Raw genomic sequence first — 19443 nt, 5'->3', positions numbered from 1 at the left:
GAGTGGGCTAAACGATCGAGTCGATATCCAGCGAGTGCACCCTCCCCCGGTCACCATGAACGGGGGACGGGACACTCGCTACCGGCGAACGCTCACGGTTTTCCCGGTGGCTGAACCAACGCTTGAGACTCGGTTGCAGGCTGGCGGAGTGACTATGACTGCCATACACGTCACGGACCTCGAGACGGCGCCAGCGCAGGCTGTGCAGCCGCTCGCGGCTGGTGTTCAAGCGGTCGATTTCGGCATTGAGAGCCTGATTGTGCTCATGGGCCTGGCCACGCTGGTTCGGCGGACGCCGCTGCTCAAGCTCGCGGTTCTTGTCGCGCAATTGTTGGCGCATGGTCTCCAGCGCATGGTCGAGCAACGCGTATTCCCTCGGTGTGACCAAAGGCCCCTGGCTCTCCAGGGTGTGCTGCCAGCGGCGCAACGTGGCCCAGGCGGCGGGGATGTAGCTGGCGGTCATGAAATGCTGGTCGGCCTGGAACAGCTGTTTGAGCAAGTTGTCGCGGTCGGGCATATCGCCGTGCAGTTGCAACGCACGATTGCAGGCGGCCTCCTGGATGGACTCACAACCGGGTTTCCACAACACCGACGCCTGCGTGCCATCCTCCAATGTGATCGGCATGAAGTGCTGCTGTTCGCCATGATGTTGGTAGGGATTGCCACCAACCCGCACCAGGCCAGCGGCGAACAACAGGCCCCCGGGCGTAGGGGCACTGAATAACGTCACGGCGCCGGGGATCCAGAGTTTGGCGGTAGTGTTCATCCAGGGCGCGGGAACACTGGGGACGGGATCGTTATGGTTGACGATCCGGTGGTGGACCAGGGCTGAGGCACCGTCGGTGAATTTGGAATCGGCGGCGCGGGGGGCGCCGTAGGTGTAGAGGAGGACATCGTAGTTGACCTCCGGCACACGGCGTAGTCCTTCCGAAAGCAGCAACGCGATAGCGCCGCCCAGGCTGTGACCACATATAACGATTCGTTGTCCTTCGTAAAACTGGTCGAGATAGCGCAATACAAAATCACGCATTGCCCGGTAAGCCAGATAAAACCCCTCGTGCACCTTGCCTACACCGTCGGCGAAAACAACCTGATGGGCGTTGGCGTCACGTAATACATCGGTATGACTGTAGGTACCTCGCACAGCGATCAAGATCACCTCATCGTGATGCGTGATAAAAGCCTGGGTGTCAGTACCAAACGCCTCATCATCAAAAAAGTGCATGCGTGCCGGGTGTTCCTGATCGTCCTTCAGTTCCGGACGGTTTTGTGGATACAACTCAGGATCAAAGGGCAAGATCTCGAAGCGCTTGGAGTAAGGCACATCCTCATAAACAGGATAAAAACGCTGTGCCTGTTCGGGATCAATTCGCCAGGCTTCTCGGTACCCAGACAACTTGTCGGCAAATAGATTTCCAACAGAGGGATCGAACGGGAACTTGACTTGATCAACTGGCCGTTCAGCAGGGTGTTGACCAAAATCGCAATAACTCAGCGCAGACATCAGCGCCAACTGGTAAAGGTTCAAGGCACAAAACCGGTCATCGATGGAAAGCAGCGGACGCAAGGCCCGCAATGGCCGAACCTCCAATACACTATGTTGATTGGGGAACAGTACGATACCCGACAGCGTCGGCTGAGGCGGACCAAATCCCAGATCAGCCATCATTTTCAGCGCGTGGGGCTGTGGGCGGCAGGCCGTAGGCACCACCGCCGGTAAATGAGCGATATGACGAACCAAGTCACTCACTTCAACCTGATAAAACCTATCCGCTTGTTGCCGCGCTGGATTGCCATCAATGCGCCGACCATCAGCGTTGGAAAAGTGTGATTGCTCGGCCCGAGTTTGAAGTTCAGTGATAGGCAGCTTATAGGTCAGGCGCTTGCTCAGCCGAGCGTAGGGTTCTTCTGTTCCAGAATATCGTTCATCTAACAGGAGAATCACCGGACCACAGTAGAAGTCCTGCAGTTTTGCGAATCCCTCACCGTCCAATCTGCCTTCGTATTGGCACCCTGTACTGTCGTAGGCCGTGAATGAAAGGCCGCCGTATGCCTTCCCACTACCCGCTTCATCTACCAGACAAAAACTCACCCAATGTCCTCGCATTGAGCAAGCCAGCATCTTGTCATTGAAAAAAGGTTGCTTCCATGCGTCCAGCTTCATCAATACTCTCCTTGTTACATGCACGTTGGATAGACGTCACAGATGCGCCCATCCGGCATTTTTATAGGTTTAAAGTCCGTTGTATTGCCGCTGCAATAGGCAGACAAATCTTCGACACTCTTACCTTTGCAACGCCTCCACCCTCCAGGAACACTTATCCATCTATCATCAAAAGCAGGTAACTCTTCGTCAGTAACAGTCAATACGAGCCTAAGTGTCTTGCCTGATAACTGATCTCGTTGCGCAACAGCAGCAGCTGATTTTTTTTGTGGCCGGCCCACCGCATCCAGAGCATTGCATAACAGAATTTTCCTGATCGCATGGTGAGGCCCCACAGTCCGGAAGTGCCACTGGCATTGCCTCGACAACTCCAGAACATCCGCGTCAAGCTTCATAGGCACGTCAACTTCCCGGCGATCTCGAATGGAGATACCTGCAATATCCCCCCCAACATCCGTATCCCGCTTGCCCCACTTCGCATAAAAATCAAACACCACACTACTCACGACCAGCGGGCAGCCGTCTACTGTTTCAGTCAGCGGCAGCTCATAACTCACCCGACTGGCCACGGGTTTGTATTCAGTAAAAAACACCTTGCGCTCAGGACGCCTGCCCCGGCGCTGCGGCAACGTGCAAGTCTCACCAGGGGCGGGATGGTAGTTGGCCGCCGTTTTGACTTTGAACTCCGCCGGCATATCCACCTCCAGCGTAAAATGCTCACCTCTCTTCCCCGTACACCCAGGGAGCCACACCAGGGCAACAACTAACAACGCACCGCCTATCCATCTACTCATGGTTGCGCTCCTCCCCACGCCATTGCTCCACCAGCCGTTCAAAATGCTCCCCTGGCGCCTCACCCGCTCGCGGCTGCCAACAGATCACACGGTTGCGAGTCGCCTCCTTCAGCCGTCGAACCACCAGGAATTCCAGCTGCTCCGGCGCGTGCCATTGCCAGGCGCGAGCCTGCTCCAGCACTTGGCTCAGCCACGCCCTGGGGTCTTGAAACTCGACCAGTGCGGCAAGGTCTTCACTGTGTTCGGCCAGCAGGTATCGCAGGATATTGGCGTGCAGGATGGCGTCGGCCTGAGGGTTCGGGGTGTTCAGCCATGGCGCCGGCACAGGCACCGGATAGTGGCCGGGGGCAGGGTTTTCGCCATGGCGCCAACCTCCTTCGTGCCAGTAGCACACGCTGATCAGTGGCCCGAGGAATTCCGGCCACAGCGCTGTGGGCAGGTAGGCCAGGGCACGGGCCAGGGTGCGATTATCGTGAAGACGGTAGAGCGCCTGCTCCCCTTTGGGCCCGACCATCAGCCGCTCGCGCCAATGCGCTGTCACACCGGTCAAATCGTCGTCAGGCAGGCTGCCCAGCCACCCCCAGTTGGCTTCGGGGTGTTGCAACAGGTCGACCAATGCGGGCTCGCTCATCGGCCCCAGCAGCAGGAGTACGGGCCCCGTGTTCGCCAGTTCTGCCGCGACGGTCTCGCTGTAGAGACAGCGATAGTGCGACAGGTCGCGGGCCGCCAACATGGGCTGGCGGGCCGCGCTGTAACCATCGAGCATCAGGCATATCCGGCGTCCTGCCTGTTGTTGTCGGGCCATCCAGCGGTTGGGAAGCATCGGCATCAAGCCGCCCTCCCGGTCATGTCGCATTGGCCTTCACGGCAGCGTTCGCACAGGGGGCAGAAGTCCGCGCCCAGTTGCCGCGCCAGGTCCATGATGACGCCTTGCACGGCGGCGACTTTCAGGCTGCCGGTAACAGGCGAGGCATTCGCAGCACGGGTTTCGGACGGTGAGCCGCCAAGGCTGATGGGCCGACTGCTGAAAATCCCTCCTGCCTGCAGCACCAGGTGCTCTCCGCCAGCCTTGAGGCTCAGTTGTGCGCCCGCATCGATCACCAGGTTGGCACCGGCCTTGATATGCACCTGTTGTCCGGCTTCGACCACCAGGGTCTGCTTCACATAGGTCCGGCTCTCGCCCTGTACGTCAAGGTGGTCGTTCGCCTGCAACACCACCTTGCGATCACCGGTGATGTGACGATGCTCCTCGTTATCCAGGCGGACCGTACTTAACCCGTGGATGATCTCGCGTCGCTCCCCGGCCACCTCCAGCCGGCTGTCATGGCCGACCTGTTGTTCCAGGTCACGTTGGGCGCGCAGGTAAATAAGCTCCTCGCCGCACCGGTCTTCCAGATGCAGCTCGTTGCCGCCTGCGCCTCCCGGGGAACTGCAGGTACGCAGCACACTACGGGTCTTGTGCTGCGGTAACGAATAGGCCGGCAGGCGTAGCGCATTGGGCAGGCAGCCGTTGATCAGCGGCTGGTCGGGGTCGCCTTCAAGAAAGGTCACCAGCACCTCCATGCCGACCCGGGGAATCATCATGGCGCCAAACCCGGCACCGGCCCAACCGGTGGCCACGCGCACCCAGGCGCTGCTTTTATCATCCGTCGGGTCCAGGCGATCCCAATGAAAGCGCACCTTGACCCGGCCATAGGCATCGCAATGCACCTCCTCCCCCGCAGGCCCGGTCACCGTAGCGGTCTGGCTGCCCTTGATGGTTGGCTTGGCATGTTTGAGGGGCGGACGATACACCGCGCGCCAGGGCGTCGCGGTGAAGCGGTTGCGATAGCCCTGGAAGGCCCCTGGCGCAAATACCGCCTCTTCAAGTACTTGCGGTTGATAACCTTCGTGACGCACCGAGGTGAGCAACCACAAGTCATTGCAGACCGGGTCCGGATGGTCACGCAGGTCGAGGAAATGACCGCTGCGCAATACGGGTTGATCGCTCTGGCCCGATGCCCGATGACGGTCGCTCTGATGGCGCTCCAGGCCTCGACGCGCCAATTGCACACCCCGCGCATGGCCAGTGAAACCAGCGGGGTAGTCATAGTCTTCCAGAGGTTGCGCAGACACCGTGCCGGCCTGGTCCTGCAGGCGCAACGCTGGGTGTTCGAAGTCATGATCGCGGCGCACCGTTTGCCGGCTGCGGGTTTCCAGGCGTCTGTCGAAACGCTGGACGCCCCGCGCCTCGGTCGTCGGATCAGGCGAGGCGCAGTAACGCTGCTGTGGTAAGCGTCGAAACACCGTCTGGTCATCCCCGAATACCAGCAGGTGGTTGTTCACGCTGTGGCGGAAATGGTAGTGAATCCCCTCTTCTTCACATAGGCGCTGGATGAAGTGCAGGTCGGTTTCCGCGTATTGCACGCAGAATGTGCGCGGCGGATAGACCACCGGGCCGAGCTCAAAGGCATAGGCGTCGGCCAGGATGCCATGGTGCTCGAGGACGGCCATGATGATCTGCGGCACACTGCGCTGCTGGAAGATGCGTTGGTCGCGCCGGTAGGCCAGGCTGGCCAGGCGCGGTGCCAGGGTGAGGTGGTAGCGGGTGAGCCGAACACCCGGATCAGCCCGGCCAATGGCGTAGACCTGCCCATGCAGGCCTTGATCGGCCTCGCCGAAGTCCAGATAGGCAAGTTGGTGAAGCAAACGCTCCAGGTCAAGGGAAGGGTTTTCGCTGACGAGTTGCACCTCAATGAAGTACGGCTGATCGACGGCCTCGCTGCCGTTGAAAGCCAGTACTTGAAAGTCTGTATTTATGCCTGGAACTATTAATTTGAAACGTGACGAAACAAACGCATTAACCATCCGTTGTTACCCGCCATCCACTTTCTGACTGAAATACTCTCTCTCGCAACATCGATCGAGTTGCAGAGAAAAAGCGCCTGAACGCCCGAAAGCTTAGCGTCTCCGTCGGAAATTCGGCCGGTCAGAAATAAAACAGAATATTCGTACGATGAGGATGGAAGTGTCTTTTGCTAAATATTAAATACAGCCACTCAACCAGTGATCAACAATAAGAAAAGTACGACACAGGCTTACATCTAAATAACTAACCGCTAAAGAACTAGCCCACATCAATTAAAGCCGACAACGGTTCGCCTACGCTGCGGGGAGTGGTCGCGCCGTCCCAAACAGGCTGACGCCGAGCAAGCGTTCGGCCTGCGTTTGCAAACGCACTGGCGCCGTGCCGCCCGGCATGACCACGGCCACTTCACCGCCCTCAACCCAACCGGCCCGCCACGCCGCGCATGCCACAGCGCTGGCGCTGGTGCCCGACGACGCCGTAGGTCCCTCGCCCCGTTCGAAGACTCGCGCCAACACCCGGTTGCCGTGATCACGCGCCGCCCATTGCAGGTTAATGCCGGCGGCACAGGGTTGGCCGCTACCGACAGGTGGTGCGAAGGCAACGGCTTGCAGGGCGAGGAACAATGCGGGCTGGTGCATCGAAGGGTTGTCCGGCAATGCCGAAACCTGGTCGACCAGTGTGACGCAATGAGGGTTGCCGACCCGCACAAACTGACTGCAGGCCCAGTGCGGATTGATTGCCACCAACGTGTCCACCCGGCTGAACCCATGCGCCTCCACCCGCACGGGCTCGACGCCCACCGCCCCCACGGCCAAGGGCCCGAACTCAGGCTGCCCCAAGGCCAGCCAGAACCCATCGACCTGCCCATACCGTGCGGGCTCGACCGACGTAGCCACCGGCGACGCGGCATCCGATTTGTCGTGATGCACCCGCAGTTCACAGCCCTGGGTCATCAACCCCTGGTCGGTCAACGCCTGCGCAAAGATGGTCAAGCCGTTGCCACTGCGCTCGGCGAGGGAGCCATCGGTATTGACGATCAACAGATCGAACGGCGGCTCAGCCTGAAACGGCCCGACCAGCAGCCCATCACAGCGATGGGCCTTGGCGTCGGCCGGACGCGGCAATGAACCCCAACCGCATTCGGAAGCGATGGCCGATGCCGTCCATGCCTCCCGGTTACTCGCCGCGAGGGCGGCGCTATCGGGCACACCCACACCCCGGCTGCGCAAAAAGGCGGGGTTGACTACCCCATAGATATTGCCGCGTGCATCGTAGAACAGGGTCATGCTGCCGCCTGCCTGAGAACTTTCATCAGCTCGTCCATCCAGTTGCCTACTCACCGGGGCAGCAGCGTATTACAGAATGGTCGAGCTGTGGGAGGTGGGCTGGAAGGTGGTCATCCACCACAAGAAAGCTGGGGTTCATCCATTCTCACAGGAATTACACATCTTCCAGGCCACCTCCTACAAACTCGACAGGCTCTGTGTGGCAAATCAGGTCCACAGCGTTCCGTGTTTGTAAAAAAAGAATTCACCGCCTGGGCAGCAAACCTGAAACCAGGGGAACCCTGACTCGCTCGATACGGCTTGATATGCAAGGATGTCGCGCCGGACATCGTTCATTGAACGCAAGACCAAGGATTTTTCATGACTGCCATCCCCACCCCAGCGCCCGTGGTTCCCGGTCGGCTGGAACAAATGTCGACCCGTATCGCTTTTTTTATCGCTGGCTTCGGCATCGCCGCCTGGGCGCCGTTGGTACCGTATGCCAAGGCGCGCGCGCAGTTGAATGAAGGCACGCTTGGCCTGTTGCTGCTGTGCCTGGGGGTGGGTTCGATCATTGCCATGCCCGTGGCGGGCGCGCTGGCCTCGCGCTACGGTTGCCGACGCGTACTGACCGCCGGGACGATCCTGATCTGCCTGGCCCTGCCGATGCTGGCCACCGTCAGTTCGATCCCCTTGTTGATCGCCGGGCTGTTCCTGTTTGGCGCAGGCCTGGGCACGGTGGATTCCACGGTCAACCTGCAAGCGGTGATCGTTGAGCGCGCCAGCGGCAAAACCATGATGTCGGGCTTCCATGGTTTGTTCAGCCTGGGAGGCATCGTCGGCGCTGCGGGCGTTGCAGGGATGCTGGGGCTGGGCTTGTCGCCCTTGCAGGCGACCCTGGTAGTGATCGTCATCATGGCGGCAGCACTGCTCAAGGCCGGGCCACACTTCTTGCCCTATGGCAGTGAAAGCTCGGGGCCGGCCTTTGCGGTGCCGCACGGCGTCGTGCTGTTTATCGGCTGCCTGTGCTTTATCGTGTTTCTGGCCGAAGGGGCCGTGCTCGACTGGAGCGCGGTGTTCCTCAGCGCCGAACGCGGCCTGGACGAAGCCTATGCCGGCCTGGGTTATGCGGCCTTTGCCTTGACCATGACGGCCGGACGCCTGACCGGTGATGCGATCGTGCGGCGTCTGGGCGCCACCCGCGTCATCATGATCGGTGGTGCGCTGGCCACCACGGGCATGTTACTGGCCACCCTGCTCCCTGCGTGGGAAACCGCCCTGCTGGGGTACGCCCTGGTGGGCGCCGGCTGCTCGAATATCGTGCCGGTGCTGTATACCGCGGTCGGCAAGCAGACCGTCATGCCTGAACATATCGCCGTGCCAGCCATCACCACCCTCGGCTATGCCGGCATACTCGCAGGCCCGGCGATGATCGGCTTTATCGCCCACGGCAGTAGCCTGAGCACCGCCTTTGTGTTGATCGCGCTGCTGCTGGCGGGTGTGGCCATCAGTGGCAAGATCCTCAAGGTATAAGGCCACTCGAGGCAATAAGCCCGGATCGAGGGCTACCTGGCCTTATGCGCCTTGTACTGTTCAAGCCAGCGTTCAAGACTCTTATTGCTGAGCCAACCCTCATACCGGGGCCAACCAAACAGGCGCGTGTGGTTGGCACGCTCCAGCGAACGCAGTAACCCCGGGCGCTCGATAATATTTTTCGCCATGTACACGCAATGTTCGCTGTACTTCTTCCTGGGCAGGCCAGTGCAAGGCTCCAGTATGGGCAGGCCCAGTGAATCAATGGCATCGGGGTCATTCATCACGGTTTTGAGCAGCGCAATTTCCACGTACTCAAGCGCTTCAAAAAAAAACTTGCGATCCTTGGTCGGGTCTTTCAATTGTGTGAAATGACCTTGCAGGGCCTCGACAACCAGGGCATTGCCCTGCCCCTGGAAAGGATCCTGGCTGAAGGCCCCTGGCGTACTGTTGCCCAGCAGCGTTGCAGCAGCCACCCTCAAGCTGTCGCGAGTGATGTACCCCTCGCAATCGATGATTGCGTCGTTAAGAGGCGGACGCTTGAGAATTTCCCTGACCATCAGGATCATGCGGTCCCGCACATTACTCTCCCCTCAACGCTTCAGCAGCGATGCGATGCAAGGACGACTGCGTCAGGCGCCCTTCCTTGAAAAACGAGTGCAATTCACCAAAGTTTTTCTCCAGCTCGCCCGCCAACTGGCTATCGGTGGAGTGAGGACCGGGTGGGACCGTATTCGCGCGCGCAGCCGGTGGATTTTGTAATGCCTGGTAGCGCAACGCCGACAAGGCCCCACGCAACAGCACCGGACGCCGTGGCCGCGCATCCGGTGCGAGACTGGGTTCCTCGCACGGCGTGTGAACAACGGGCGCCGGCAAAACCGGTTGCACCTCTGCCCCTCCCATGGCCGCTGGCCGCCCGAGAGGTATTGCACCATCAATTTTCATGCATTATCTCCAACTTTTTCCAGATCCGAGCTTGTCTGGCGCCCACTGCCAAGGTGGCCGAGATCCGCGGATGGATACCAGTCAAGCCACCGATGTGTGGCTGGGCGATCGCAATAGTTCCGGGGGACGAGCGAATAGCGATGACAGCATGTAAACGCACGCACCACGATGGCCGATCAGTCGCGGTCGTGAGGAGGCGCCGCGCGGTTGTTTTCGGCCTTTTGCCCACTGCACATGGACCTCAGCCCAATCATCACCGAGACCATGACACCACGAAGCGACGCCAGGGGTTGAGCGTCCCTTCCAAGTTCCTGGCCGGGCGCAAGCATGCCTCGGGCAAAATCGTCAGCCACTGGCGCCTGGAACCTGCGCTGACCGGCAAAGTCCTTCATGCGCTGGGTCTCATAAGCATGGAGTATTTGCGCGGGGGCTTTGTCGCAAGTGGGCTCTTGAGCCTCCGCATGGGTTTGATCGCTGGCAGACTGTCGGTATCCAGACTGACCAGCGTTGAACGAAGTCGAAGTCATAGGGCCCCCCAAGGGAATGCGCCACGAGGGGTTCGTGGCGATTCTCCCGCTCAATGAATTACTCTGCGGTGCACGTTTATCCGCGGGACATCTGGCGCAATGTGTCCCAGTGAATCCAGCCGTCCTTGCCCCAGTAATCCCCACCGTCCATGTTTTCCTTCACCTCGGAGCGCTTGAGGACTTCCTGCGCAATCCAGGCCAGGCGTCCATGAACCGGATCGCTCGTCGGCCACGAGGCGAGCCCGTGCAACTTGTCGATGCTGATGAAGCCCGGGTTGGCCGGGTCCTTCAATCCCTCGAAATGCTCGAGCATCTCTTGCGCCAACCGCGAGTCATCCTGGTATTTCAAAGGACTTTGGCTGCTGAGGGTCATCTGAATTTTTTGCCGGTCGATCAGGCCATCCAGCGCGCCGGTGGAGCTGTGTCGATCCAATGCGTTCACCACTTCCGGGCGCCTTAACAGCTCACGCGCCAGGCGGATGTTCTGATCCTGGGCGGGGTTACCGGTCAACGGCTTGTTGGCCATGTCCGAAAGACCCTGCGTGGTGACGAACCACGGCGTTTTCGGATCCTTGAAGGCATCGAAGTTGTTCAACAGCTGGCGTGCCAGATCGTCGTTGCTCTTCTGTGAGTACACAGGGTCGGGCTTGTGGCCGTAGCAAGGATCAGGCTTGCAGGGCGTGGGGCGCACCGGCGGCTTGCTGTAGCAAGGGTCGGGCTTGCACGGCGTAGGCCGCTCTGGTGGCTTGCTGTAGCAAGGGTCAGGCTTGCAGGGCGTAGGTCGCTCTGGTGGCTTGCTGTAGCAAGGATCGGGCTTGCAGGGGACCGGCTTGGGCGGCTTCGGTGGTTTGCCGTAGCAAGGGTCAGGCTTGCACGGCGTAGGTCGCTCCGGCGGCTTGCTGTAGCAAGGGTCGGGCTTGCAGGGGACCGGCTTGGGCGGCTTCGGTGGTTTGCTGTAGCAAGGGTCGGGCTTGCACGGGACCGGCTTGGGCGGTCGCTGCCCACCGCACCAGCCCTTCATTTTTTGCGTGATTTGGCTGAGGGTCCCAGACGCCGGTGTCTGTCGACTTTCACCCTGCGCCCCGCTCCCACTTTCTCGGTGCTGGGCAAGCTCTTTGTTGGCAAACAATTTGCCAGGTTTGTCGCCGCCCGGGTTGAATGCGATACGTGCGCCTTTTTGCCCATCACCCTGGGAGGTGACAGTGTCCTTGACCTTGGTCTCGGCTTTGGAGGACGACGAATTAGGGGGCGAATGAGACACGGATTTATCGAGGGCTGATACCGCCATTTTTTTGAATCTCCAGTCCGGCTGTATTACAGGGTTCACCGGCTTCCAATAAGGGAATGCAGGCAACCTCTGTGTGGCGGACATGTCTGATTCAGTTCCTCCAGTCGGCATCAAATCGCCGACTGATCGGTAGGAGATCGGATCGATACGCGAAAAAAAACACAGCGTGGTGCTGCGACTTTTCTCCTTCCTCCCAGAGTCAGAACCCGACACTGGCCCGTACGAAGAAAGTACGTGGCTCGCCCAGTGAATCGCCCCCGCCTCCGTAGATGTTTTCCAGCCTCGAAGTGAGGCACTTTCGGATGCCTCGGGGCTGACGCCGCCGGTGACGGTGACGACATTTCAACTGAAGACAGGGGCACGGAAGAAGACATGGAGGTTCAGATGTAAGCTGTCTGGAGGGCCTATAGATGCCCGTATCCGGCTGCACGGGTGAAGTCGGCCAAATGCCAAATATCACCATTCGCCCCCCAGGTTCCGTCAACAACCTCCTGGATCTGTATTGAGCTCAGCAACTGGCGCTGATCCCCCACTGCCTGGCTCGATTGTAGTGCGCCATGCAGTTCACGCACGTAGCGCTGGCGCATCGGCGCATCCAGAACGCCGGCAGGTACCTTGACGACGACCATGCATGGGACAAACCGGGCATGAGGAGCAACGCCCCCACACAGCCATTCATCAGCCTGAACTTCCTCGATGAGCACCCAGCACAACGCACGCTGTTGAGGGGCATCGCCCATATGCTCGTTAACCATTGCCACATCGCTCACGCTTCGAAGCAGCTGTTGGCGCTGTGGTTGATTGAAAGCTCCGGTAGGCACTTTGATCAGAATGTTTGGCATGGCGAAACCTCATTGTTAACTGGAAACGCCATTGGGCCAGTTATCTCTTCAGCGCATAAGTGACCGATTCGTCTGTTTTCGGGCACAATCGGACAATGTACGATTTCACTATTCTCATCTTTCCTGGGGCGTTCGCTTCAAGCGTCGCAGCGACCCTGGACATCCTCGGCACCGCCGCAACACTTGCGCAACGGCACGGCCTTGCCGTGCCACGCTGGCGAGTTTGTGGGCCGCAGTCGGGGCTGGTTGCGCTAGGGCACGGCATGCACCTGTTGGTTGACGAACTGACAACAGACGTCGAGGACAACTCCTGCTGGGTCATTCCAGGCCTTGGCATCAGCGACTTCGACACGCTGCTGCAGCGTCTTGAGGAAGACTGGGTGCGTCAGATACTGCCGGCGCTGAAGGCTCATGCGGATAAAGGCAGGGAGATTGCAGCGTCGTGCTCGGCGGTCTTTCTCCTGCATGCCGCAGGATTACTCGATGGTCGACAGGTAACGACCTCCTGGTGGCTCGCCCCTTGGCTGTCGAGCATCGCGTCTGACTGCATTGTCGACCCCAACGTCATGGTGCTCTGCGACCCACCCTTGACGACCGCAGGCGCGGCCTTCGCGCAAACTGACCTGATGCTGCACCTGCTGCGTAGACGCTTGTCGCCGGAGCTCGCCGACTATGTGGGCAAAGCGCTTCTGCTCGCCGGCCGACAGCTACAGACCCCCTTCATCAACCCAGCAATCATGGCCCAGGGCAATACACTGGTCGCTAACCTCACCGCCTACATCGAAACATGCCTGCCCCATCCGCCCAGTGTCCCGAGCCTTGCAGCGTACGCCGGCATGTCTGAGCGAACGCTGTCCCGACACCTTCGAAAAGCTACCGGCCTTTCAACCCAATATTTGATCCAGCGTGTGCAACTCAACCGGGCCCGTGTGCTGCTGGAAACCAGCAGATATTCCGTTGAATCTATCGCCGAACAGGTGGGATACCAGGATGCCACGGCCCTACGGCGACTTATGCGCCGCCTGTTGAACGCCTCCCCAAAACAACTGCGCCAGTAGCCCGCAGACTTGCACGCCAGCGTCAGCCAAGCGGGCTTTGCTGTCCCTGCTTATGCGCTCGGTGCGATGACGGGTGCACCTATACATCCGACCAACCCTCTCCCTGAATCCAACGAATAGATTTTCATCCTGTAAACACATTCGTTCGTAGCCGCAAGCGGGAAGAAGATGTCCATTGCCGCATGGCTATGCCGCAATGGTGCATGTGGTTCGGCTCGTGCGAAACTTCACCGATTGATGAACCACGAACGGTGCTGAAATGGTGCGTTTGCTTGCTGTCTCGGGAAGTCTGCGTCAGGCCTCCTCCAACTCAATTTTGCTACAAGCAGCGGAGCGTCTATGCCCCGAAGGGGTATCGGTCGCACAGTACGACGGTATCGGTAAATTGCCTCACTTCAACCCGGATCTGCTCGAGGATCCCCCCGAGACAATCATCGAGTTACGCTCAATTATCGGGCAAGCGGATGGGCTGTTGTTTTCATGCCCCGAGTACGCTCGAGGTATTCCCGGCGCATTCAAAAACATGCTCGATTGGCTCGTGAGCAGTGAAGAGTTCCCAGGCAAGCCTGTCGCGCTTTTCAACGCTTCACCCAGAGCCAGTCATGCGCAAGCCGCATTGCGGCTGGTCCTGGATACGATGTCCGCCCGCGTCATCGAGGAGGCGTCGATGTCGGTTAACCTCCTGTCCAGCGAGTTGAGCGCCGAGGGCATCACCACCGACCCGGTGATAGGCCCTCTGATTGTTACTGCGCTCGACGCGTTTAAACGGCACCTCGACAATCAAAACCCTTGATGCTCCTGCATCGCTTGCCGAGTGGTTGGCCGCATGCAGTCGAACTGCTAGCAGCCAGCGCATCTACTGGCCGGATCTTGCATGAACCCACTCGTTTATCGTTTCAAGGGCGCCTGGTGCGTAGGCATGACGACTTTCCATCAGGAACCTCATCGTGGTGAACCAGGACCATTCGCTGGTGAGTTGGGTGTTGTAAGACGCCGCCCTCAGTAGCCCATGAGTTGCATCCGGTATGACTTCAATCCGGTTGGCTGGATGGTTGCCCCCAACTGTCTTTCGATAGAGGGCTGGGTTGGCTTCGGGATCGACATTCAGATCGTCCGCCCCCCACAACGCAAGGAGCGGTATATCGAGTTTTTTCAAGGCGCTGGTCGCATCTTCGTGCACATTTCGCCGTACAAAAGCCCAGCGCTCTGGGCTTATACCGTCCAGAAGAGCAGCCGACGGCACCTGCGAAGAGGCAAACAAGCGGTCATCGGCGGCGGCCATCTCAGCCATCGTTGTGTCAATGTCACGCTCGGACATCCCTGTGCGTTGCAACCGCGTCCGAGTGTAATAATCACCTTGCCGTTGCCAGGATACCGCACCTCCGACAAGCACAAGAAAGTCCGCCTCACCCGACGCAAATCGGGGCAGTACCCAGCCGGCTTGAGAAAACCCAAGCGCACCGACAGGGATTCCTTGCAGCTTACTGCGCAAGGCGGACAACGCGCTGCGCGCGTTCACGTAGCGATCAGCCATGGACTGGCTGAGCCAATTCCCCTGCGACGCCCCAATGCCTGGTTTATCCCACGAAGCAACCGCGATACCTGCATCGAGAAGCGCATTGATGAGGGGATCGTAACCTTGCTGCGACGTGCGATCCTGGGGGCCATCTCCGTGAACCAGAACGACTGCCGCTGTCGCTGCGTGGTCAGGAAGCCAGAGCGTGCCGGCCAGGCGCAGTCCATTTGCGTCGAATGCAAAAGGTTCGCTGGCCCTGCGATCCAGACCATAAGTGTCAAGCCGCGCGAGAACCACCAAAGCGATAGCCACGATGAGACAGATGACAAAAATCAACCTTGCGCGGTAACGCTTCATCCAGATTACTTTGTGCATCGTCACTACTTTTTTCCTTTCAAGCGTTTCGGCTAACAGGCTCGAATCGCAGTGCCACTCCCTTAAGCAGTGCATGCATTAAATAACGCGCAACCTATTGATTTTTAAGATCGAAAAGCATCACTTTCTTGAGGGCCTTCACTGGGGTCGAGATTCAACCGCGCCGCAACATTAACGCCGCCACGGCACACAGCGTCAAGGCCACACATGCCAGGTAGAACGCATCGCTGTAGGCCATCAGGAACGCCTGGTGATGAATGCCCTGATCCAATATCTGCAAGGCCCATTGCTGGTCCGGTAATTGCGCCTGCAACACACCCTCACCGGGCAAGCGTTGCTGCAAGGCCGGGTCGAACACCGTGACTGACTCATTGATGCGTGCCGCATGCACCCGCTCACGCACCACCACCAGTTGCGCCAGCAGCGCCGTGCCGACGGCACCACCCAGGTTGCGCAGCATCGAAAACACCGCCGACGCCGAGCCCGCCTCCGCCTTCGCCAACCCCTGCACGGCGAGTACTGACAAGGCCACCATGATCAGCGGCTGGCCGATGCCGCGCACGACGATCGACGGCACGATCACATTGCTGGCACTGTCGGTCGATAGATGGGCGCCCATCCAGCAGCCCAACGCCATGATGGCGAAGCCCGAAGCGACCAGCAGCTTGGCGCTCAGCCACTTCATCAGCCGTGGCAAGAACGGCGCCATCACCAGTTGCACCAGCCCGTAGAGAATCAGGCTTACCCCGATTTCCCGCGCGTTGTAGCCCTGCAGTTGCGACAGGTAATTGGGCACCAGGAACACCAGGCCGAAGGTGCTGGCGCCGAAAATGAACATCGCCACACTGGCCACCCCGAAGTTGTAATGCCCCAGCAACCGCAAGTTGATAAACCCGTGCCGCCCTCCTAACTGACGGGCAACAAAGCCGATCAACCCCACCACCGCCAACAACGTCATCCACACGATGAACGGCGAGCCGAACCAATCTTTGCGCCCCCCCTCCTCCAGCACGATTTGCAGCGCACCGAGGCCCAGCACCATGCAGGCGATTCCCCACCAATCGCCCTGGCGCAACAGCTTCAGTTGCATGGGCTGACGATCGATGGACCAGGCCACCGCCGCCAGCAACGCGATACCGGGGAAGAGTTGAAGGTAGAAAATCCAGCGCCAGGAATACATGTCCGTCAGCCACCCGCCCATGGAAGGACCGGCCGCCTGGGCCACGCTATTGGCCAAGCTGAACAGCGCCATGCCCAGCGGCACCTTGCTGGCCGGCAACTCGGTGATGATCAGTTGGAACGACAACGGAATCAGCACCGCCCCGGCCGCGCCCTGCACCACGCGGATCACGATCATGGTTTGCAGGTTTGGCGCCAGCGAACAGGCGACCGACGCCACCAGGAACAGGCCCGAGCCCACCAGCATCACGCGGCGCAGCGAGAACACCTGCACCAGCCAGGCCGTGAGGGGGATCATGATGATTTCCGCCACCAGGTACGCGGTGGAAATCCACGAGCCTTCCTCGAACGTCGCCCCCAGGGCGCCTTCGATTTCCGGCAGCGCGGCGCTGGTGACATGCACGTTCATGCCGGCCATGAAACAACCAAACAGCCCGCCGATCACGGCCACCCAGGCACGCAGCGAGACCTGGGACGAATGCGCCTCAGCCTCCATGGGCACGCTCCCCACGGGTATCGACCGTGGCGATCACCGACATGCCCGGCAGGATCGGCGGGCTCGCGCCGCCCCGCTGCACCAGGCGGATCCTCACCGGAAAACGCTGGACGATCTTGGTGAAATTGCCCGTGGCGTTGTCTGGCGGCAACAGCGCAAACACGGCGCCGGAACCGGGGGCGATGCTGTGGACTTCACCCTGCCAGTGCTGGCCACTGAAGCTGTCCACCGCAATCTCCACCGCCTGCCCCGGTGCCATGTGCTGCAACTGGGTCTCCTTGAAATTGGCGATCACATAAGCCTGGGTCACCGGTACCACGGCCAACAGCGGCAGACCCGGCGTTGCGTATTGCTGGCGCCGCACCTTGCGTTGCCCGACCACGCCATCAAAGGGCGCACGGATGGCGGTATCGGCCAAGGCATTGCGGGCCAGGGCCAGGCGGGCCTGGGCTTCGCCAATATGCGCCTGGCGCTCGAGCAACTGGGCCTGGGCTTGCTGTCGACGCGCCTGGATAACCTGCGCCTGCGCCTGCTGGCGCGCGACCTGGGCACGCGCCTGGGCCAGCGCCGCCAGGGCTTGGGCCTGGCTGGCGCTCACGGTTTCCAGGTGCTGCGCGCTGGCCACCTGTTGTGCCACCAAGTTGCGATAGCGCTGGTAGTCCAAATGCGCCCGTCGCGCTTCAGCCTCACCGCTGTCGAGGGCTGCACGTGCTTGAACGATGCGTTGCTGTTGTTCGCTCAATTGTGCGTCCAAGGTGTCCAGGCGTGCCTGCTGCGCGGTGACCGCCGCATGTGCTTGCTGCAACTGCGCCTCGGCACTGTGCAGGCGCTCGGTGTAATCCCGTGCATCGATACGCACCAGCACATCTCCGGCCTTGACCGCCTGGTTGTCGTCGACCAGCACCTCGCTGACATAACCGGCCACCCGCGGGCTGACTGCCACCCAGTCGGCGCGCACATAGGCATCATCGGTTTCCTCCAAGTACCGGCCCAGGTTCCACCACCAGGCGCCAGCCCCTACGACGCCCAGCAAAGCAGCGACTGAAACAGCGCTGACCAGTGCCCGGCGATGACGCTGCATCAACGTAGGAGGAAGGACTTCAATTGCCTGGTTCATGGGCGAGCTCCAAGGGTATTAACAGTGAGGGAAGACGCTGGATCGTCACGCTGCCAGCCGCCACCCAGGGCCTGGAACACATCGATCTGACGGTTGATCAATTGCAGGTCGACCTGGGCCAGGCGCGCCTCGAGGCTGACCCGGTTGCGTTCGCTGTCGAGCAGTTGCAGGGCATCCAGCCCACCGGCCTGGAAGCCACGCCGGGCCAGGTCGAAGGCGCGACGGCTGTTATCGAGAGCGTCGGCAACGGCCTGGCGACGCTGCTGTTCGCCCTGGTACAGGGCCAAGGCTTGCTCGACTTGCTTGAGCGCGCCCAGCACCGTGGCATCGAATTGCGCGAGGGCCTGGTGGGTCTCGGCCTGGCGTTGGCTGATACGCGCATGGGCGATCTGCCGGTCGGGAAACTGCCAGGACAGCAAGGGCCCAATGCCGTACACCACAGCATCAGCATTGCCCAGCTTACCCAGGCTGGCAGCCGAAGAGCCCAACATGGCGCCAAAGGTGATACGCGGATAAAGCTGCGCGCGGGCAACGCCCGTGGACGCTGTGGCTGAACGCAACCGCGCTTCGGCGCGACGGATATCGGCGCGCCGTTGCACCAGCGCCCAGCCCTCGCCCACTGGCAACGGTGCCTGCAATTGCGGCGCCTGGGCACAGCGCAAGGCGATCACCTTTTCCGGGGTTTGGCCGCTGAGCGCGGCCAGTTCATACAACGCGCTCTGGCGCCGGGCAGTGAACATGGGCAAGGGCGCGCGGGTTTCCTCCAGCAAGCCCTGGAGGCGCGCGACGTCCAGTTCGGTGGCGGCACCGGCGTGGCGCAAGCGCTGGGTGATGTCGACGCTCTGCTCCAGCAATTGCACCGAATGGCGTTGCACCTGCGCCTGTTGCGTGTAGACACACGCCTGGGCATAGGCCCTGGCGGTCTGCGCCGCCACGGTCACGCGCCACTCATCTTCCATCGCCCGTGCCACCTGGGCATCGGCGCGGGCGGCGGCAATGCGATAGCGCACCGCGCCCCACAGGTCCAGGGTGTAGCTCAGGGAAAATTGCGGGGTATGGCTCCACTGTCCATCCGCTGACTGGCCAGAGGCCTTGGCCAGGGTCTGGTCATCACGACTGCGCCCATAGTCCAGGCCATAGGACAACGTCGTCGAGGCACGGCGTTCACCTTCAAATTGCTGCAACTGCGCGAGCAATGCATCGACATGGGCACCGGCTGCCTCCAGGTCTTTGTTCTCACGCAGTGCCTTTTCCACCAGGGCATCCAATTGCGGGTCGCGGTACAACTGCCACCAATGGTCGGGCAGCGCGTCACTGGTTTCCACCGACAAGCGTGGCGCGGGCTGCGCGGTGACCTGGGTCGACGGCACGTGGCCGCACGCGACCAACGCACTCAACACAACCGCGAGCGGTGTGCGGTGTAAGGCGACAATCACAGAGCTGGGCATCACAAGGCTCGTTCAAGAAAGGGCCTTGCAGCATAGGCAGTCGCCCCA

16 protein-coding genes are annotated in these 19443 nt (G+C 60.5%); 3 read left to right on the top strand and 13 right to left on the bottom strand.

The window, feature by feature from the left end; translation table 11 throughout:
- Positions 1–7: 7 nt before the first annotated feature.
- The 5 genes from AB7933_RS12005 to AB7933_RS11985 form a co-directional block, all read right to left on the bottom strand.
- On the bottom strand, positions 8–2164 hold the full coding sequence (locus AB7933_RS12005; protein WP_024074457.1) for a lipase family protein: 2157 nt from the start codon (positions 2162–2164) through the stop codon (positions 8–10).
- Positions 2165–2178: 14 nt separating this feature from the next.
- Positions 2179–2958, bottom strand: a complete 780-nt coding sequence (locus AB7933_RS12000) for a hypothetical protein (protein WP_024074456.1) — start codon at positions 2956–2958, stop codon at positions 2179–2181.
- Complete coding sequence (locus AB7933_RS11995; RefSeq protein WP_024074455.1) at positions 2951–3787, bottom strand: DUF4123 domain-containing protein; 837 nt, start codon at positions 3785–3787, stop codon at positions 2951–2953. The genes AB7933_RS12000 and AB7933_RS11995 overlap by 8 nt, the downstream gene beginning before the upstream one ends.
- Positions 3787–5805 (bottom strand): type VI secretion system tip protein TssI/VgrG, encoded by a 2019-nt coding sequence (gene tssI, locus AB7933_RS11990; protein ID WP_024074454.1) that lies wholly within the window; start codon positions 5803–5805, stop codon positions 3787–3789. Before tssI ends, AB7933_RS11995 begins: the two co-directional genes overlap by 1 nt.
- Positions 5806–6099: 294 nt before the next feature.
- The gene (locus AB7933_RS11985) at positions 6100–7092 is read right to left on the bottom strand and encodes a DeoR family transcriptional regulator (protein WP_024074453.1); all 993 of its coding nucleotides are present in this window, start codon (positions 7090–7092) and stop codon (positions 6100–6102) included.
- A gap of 360 nt (positions 7093–7452) precedes the next feature.
- Here AB7933_RS11985 and AB7933_RS11980 point away from each other — a divergent pair, with 360 nt between their 5' ends.
- Positions 7453–8604 carry an MFS transporter gene (locus AB7933_RS11980; RefSeq protein WP_024074452.1) on the top strand — a complete coding sequence of 384 codons (1152 nt, stop codon included), beginning with the start codon at positions 7453–7455 and terminating at the stop codon, positions 8602–8604.
- A gap of 32 nt (positions 8605–8636) precedes the next feature.
- Here the strand turns inward: AB7933_RS11980 and AB7933_RS11975 are convergent, their stop codons facing one another.
- The 4 genes from AB7933_RS11975 to AB7933_RS11960 all read right to left on the bottom strand — a co-directional run bounded on the left by AB7933_RS11975 (position 8637) and on the right by AB7933_RS11960 (position 12206).
- A complete protein-coding gene (locus AB7933_RS11975) occupies positions 8637–9185 on the bottom strand; it encodes a hypothetical protein (protein ID WP_024074451.1) in 549 nt (182 codons plus the stop codon).
- 1 nt (position 9186) lies between these two features.
- Entirely contained in the window at positions 9187–9549 is a 363-nt protein-coding gene (locus tag AB7933_RS11970) for a hypothetical protein (protein ID WP_024074450.1), read from the bottom strand.
- 603 nt (positions 9550–10152) lie between these two features.
- On the bottom strand, positions 10153–10713 hold the full coding sequence (locus AB7933_RS11965) for a hypothetical protein (RefSeq protein WP_051448876.1): 561 nt from the start codon (positions 10711–10713) through the stop codon (positions 10153–10155).
- A gap of 1055 nt (positions 10714–11768) precedes the next feature.
- Positions 11769–12206, bottom strand: a complete 438-nt coding sequence (locus tag AB7933_RS11960) for a tautomerase family protein (RefSeq protein WP_024074447.1) — start codon at positions 12204–12206, stop codon at positions 11769–11771.
- A 95-nt stretch (positions 12207–12301) separates the two neighbouring features.
- Between AB7933_RS11960 and AB7933_RS11955 the strand changes: the two genes are divergently transcribed.
- Together AB7933_RS11955 and AB7933_RS11950 are read left to right on the top strand one after the other, a co-directional pair.
- Positions 12302–13264: a GlxA family transcriptional regulator gene (locus AB7933_RS11955; RefSeq protein WP_024074446.1), complete on the top strand. Its 963-nt coding sequence runs from the start codon at positions 12302–12304 to the stop codon at positions 13262–13264.
- A 259-nt stretch (positions 13265–13523) separates the two neighbouring features.
- Positions 13524–14057 (top strand): NADPH-dependent FMN reductase, encoded by a 534-nt coding sequence (locus AB7933_RS11950; protein ID WP_024074445.1) that lies wholly within the window; start codon positions 13524–13526, stop codon positions 14055–14057.
- A gap of 63 nt (positions 14058–14120) precedes the next feature.
- Here the strand turns inward: AB7933_RS11950 and AB7933_RS11945 are convergent, their stop codons facing one another.
- The 4 genes from AB7933_RS11945 to AB7933_RS11930 all read right to left on the bottom strand — a co-directional run bounded on the left by AB7933_RS11945 (position 14121) and on the right by AB7933_RS11930 (position 19395).
- On the bottom strand, positions 14121–15155 hold the full coding sequence (locus tag AB7933_RS11945; RefSeq protein ID WP_051448915.1) for an alpha/beta hydrolase family protein: 1035 nt from the start codon (positions 15153–15155) through the stop codon (positions 14121–14123).
- Between the two features lie 154 nt (positions 15156–15309).
- The gene (locus AB7933_RS11940; RefSeq protein ID WP_024074443.1) at positions 15310–16830 is read right to left on the bottom strand and encodes an MDR family MFS transporter; all 1521 of its coding nucleotides are present in this window, start codon (positions 16828–16830) and stop codon (positions 15310–15312) included.
- Complete coding sequence (locus AB7933_RS11935; RefSeq protein ID WP_024074442.1) at positions 16820–17947, bottom strand: HlyD family secretion protein; 1128 nt, start codon at positions 17945–17947, stop codon at positions 16820–16822. Before AB7933_RS11935 ends, AB7933_RS11940 begins: the two co-directional genes overlap by 11 nt.
- A complete protein-coding gene (locus AB7933_RS11930) occupies positions 17944–19395 on the bottom strand; it encodes an efflux transporter outer membrane subunit (RefSeq protein WP_024074441.1) in 1452 nt (483 codons plus the stop codon). The genes AB7933_RS11935 and AB7933_RS11930 overlap by 4 nt, the downstream gene beginning before the upstream one ends.
- Between the last annotated feature and the right edge of the window lie 48 nt (positions 19396–19443).

It is taken from the genome of Pseudomonas gorinensis (assembly GCF_042015035.1).
GTDB classification, from domain to species: Bacteria; Pseudomonadota; Gammaproteobacteria; order Pseudomonadales; family Pseudomonadaceae; genus Aquipseudomonas; species Aquipseudomonas gorinensis.
Note: the sequence above shows the minus strand (reverse complement) of the source record. Positions and strands in the feature narration are given on the sequence as shown.